This window comes from Prevotella sp. MGM1 (genome assembly GCF_002933775.1).
GTDB lineage: Bacteria > Bacteroidota > Bacteroidia > Bacteroidales > Bacteroidaceae > Prevotella.
Map to the genome: position 1 here is coordinate 1 of NZ_BEWV01000054.1, position 2,581 is coordinate 2,581.

Consider the following 2,581-nt stretch of genomic DNA (forward strand, 5'->3'; position numbering starts at 1 on the left):
CTTCTTTAACTCCCTTAACTTCCAATAAATACTCCCTTAACTTCAGACAAGAGCTATTTCTTGTTTATTCCCACCAGCTCCACGTCGAAAATGAGCGTGCTGTAAGGCTTTATTTGTCCGGCGGCACGGTCTCCGTAAGCCAGTTTGTAGGGGATGAAAAGCTGCCATCTGCTGCCTACGGGCATCATGGTGAGGGCTTCGGTCCATCCTTTTATGACCTGATTGGCACGGAATTGCAGCGGTTTGTCACCGTGTTTGCGCGATGCGTCGAACACGGTCCCGTCGAGCAGGCGTCCTTCATAGTGTACGAGAACTTCGTCGTTGGCTTTCGGTATGTCGCCCGTTCCTTTCTTGATGATTTTATATTGCAGTCCGCTCGGTGTCGTCATGACACTGTCTTTCGTGGCGTTCTCGGCCAGGAATTTTTTCTCCACTTCCAGATAAGTGTTCTCTTTCCTTCTCTTGTTGGCCTCGTTCTTGTCGGCAAGCAGTTTTTCGGCCTCTTTCAGGTCGAAAACCGTAGTGTCGTTGAGCAGAGCGTCGTTGAAACCTCGGTATAAAATTGTGGCGACGATAGTGTCGTTGTTCTCCGCGAACTCCTTTTTATACTGCTCTACCATAGAGCCTGACAGCCTGCCGGCTATCTCCATGCCTGCCGCGTATGCTTTCATCTTCGGGTCGCTGTCGGCTTTGAGCATGTCGTTCAGGCCGCGAAGAAAGTCTGCCATGTATGTCTCGTCGAGGTTGTGAGCCTGTTTCAGGTATGTCGTGAGTCCGTTTGTGAATGACATTCCTGCCGCATAACTGAGTGAGTCGGAGCCGTTTTTCAGTTGAACGGGTGCCATGGCTCCGGTTTTTTCCTTCTTTTTGCTCTTCTTTGCGGCCTCTGCCGTATTAAAAGAGGCACTCGCCAATATGGCGAGTGCTATGATTATAATCTTTCTCATCCGATTATTTCTCGTTTACTCCTACAAGTTCTATCTTGAAAATCAATGCGCTGAAAGGCTTGATGTTCGGTGTGCCTTGCTCCGCGTAAGCCAGTTCCTGCGGGATATACACTTCCCATACGGAGCCTGCGGGCATGTGTGTGAGCACGTCTGTCCATCCCTTTATAACCTGGTTGCACAGCATGCTTACCGGCTCGCCGCGTTTGTATGAGCTGTCAAATACCTTACCGTCGAGCGTGCGGCCCTCGTAGTGTACTTTCACGCGTGATGTGTCTGCCGGTATTTGGCCGTTGCCTTCTTTAATCACTTTATATTGTACGCCGCTTGGCAGGGTCTGTACGCCTTCTTTTTTCTTGTTCTCGGCGAGGAATTTCTCACCTTCTTTCTTGTTGTCTCCAAACTTCTTTTCCATGTTCTTGGCCTTGATGGCGCGCATCTTGGTCTGTGCCAGCGTAGAAGCCTCCTCCATGCTGATGACACCTCCTTCGCCTTTTGTTCCGCTGACGAAGCCTGCAAGCAGGTTTTTCAGTGAAATCGTCTGTGTGGAGTCATCGCCGAACACCTCGTTGTTGATGCCTTTCACCATCTGGTTGCTTATCTGCTGGCCTACCTGCAAACCTGCGTAGTATGCCGTTTTTTTCTTGTCGTCGCCTGCGTTTGCGCCGTCGTTCACACCTTTGATGAACTCGTCAATGTATGTCGTGTCCACTCCGTAGTTATATTGCAGGTATCCTTTGAGTCCCTGTGTCTGTGCCATACCGATGGCGTAGCTCATAGAGTCGATGTCGTTTTTGAGGTTGGCTTTCGGTGTTGAGTTTCCGCACGATGTCATTGCGGCTGCCGCTACGGCCATAGCGGCTACGAATGTAAGTTTTTTCATTTTCTTATTCTTGTTTAAATTTATTCTATATTATTGTTTGGATGTAGGCTGTGTGCAGTCTTTGTCATGGTTCGGAGCACCGGATACGGGCGGTGAGGTGTAAGCCTTATTGTGCCGAAACATATCTGACAGGCCTCCGGCCCCGTCTTTTCGGTAATATCCTTGGCTTGTTTGTCCGCTGTCGATACCCGTTTGCTCCTTTCCTTGTCGACTGTATGCCGTGTTACATCACCTTGATTAGCTCCACGTCGAATATCAACGCTGCGTACGGTGGGATAGACTGGCCTGCGCCCGACTCGCCGTAGCCCAGCATATAGGGGATGAAGAAGCGGTATTTTGCACCCTCGCTCATCAGTTGAAGTCCTTCTGTCCATCCGGCTATTACCTGTTGCAGGCCGAACACCGCAGGCTCGCCGCGCTGTATGCTGCTGTCGAACAGTGTGCCGTCGGTGAGAAATCCCTCGTAGTGGCATTGCACGCTGTCTGTGGCTTTCGGCTTTCGGCCGTCGCCCTCTTTGATTACCATGTATTGCAGTCCGCTCGGCAACACAGTCACACCGTCTTTTCCGGCGTTCTCAGCCAGGTATTTCTCGCCGGCCTCTTTGGCTGCCTTGCCGTTTTCGGCTCTTTCGGCTTGCAGTTTCTCTTCCTGCTTGGCGAAGTAATCCTGTACGATAGTCTGTGCCTCACGGTTTGAAACTTTCAGTTCATTGCCTGCTATAACATCCTTGATAGCGGCCGCAAAGTCATCGAT

The 2,581-nt window shown here is 50.6% G+C and carries 3 protein-coding genes; all 3 read right to left on the minus strand.

All coding sequences use genetic code 11. From position 1 onward, the window contains the following. Positions 1-53: 53 nt before the first annotated feature. Positions 54-947, minus strand: a complete 894-nt coding sequence (locus MoGM_RS01330) for an FKBP-type peptidyl-prolyl cis-trans isomerase (protein ID WP_104368427.1) — start codon at positions 945-947, stop codon at positions 54-56. 4 nt (positions 948-951) lie between these two features. Next, entirely contained in the window at positions 952-1,827 is an 876-nt protein-coding gene (locus MoGM_RS01335; protein ID WP_104368428.1) for an FKBP-type peptidyl-prolyl cis-trans isomerase, read from the minus strand. Positions 1,828-2,050: 223 nt separating this feature from the next. Then, positions 2,051-2,581, minus strand: a 531-nt coding sequence (locus MoGM_RS01340; protein ID WP_104368429.1) for an FKBP-type peptidyl-prolyl cis-trans isomerase, incomplete at its 5' end; no start/stop codon positions are given.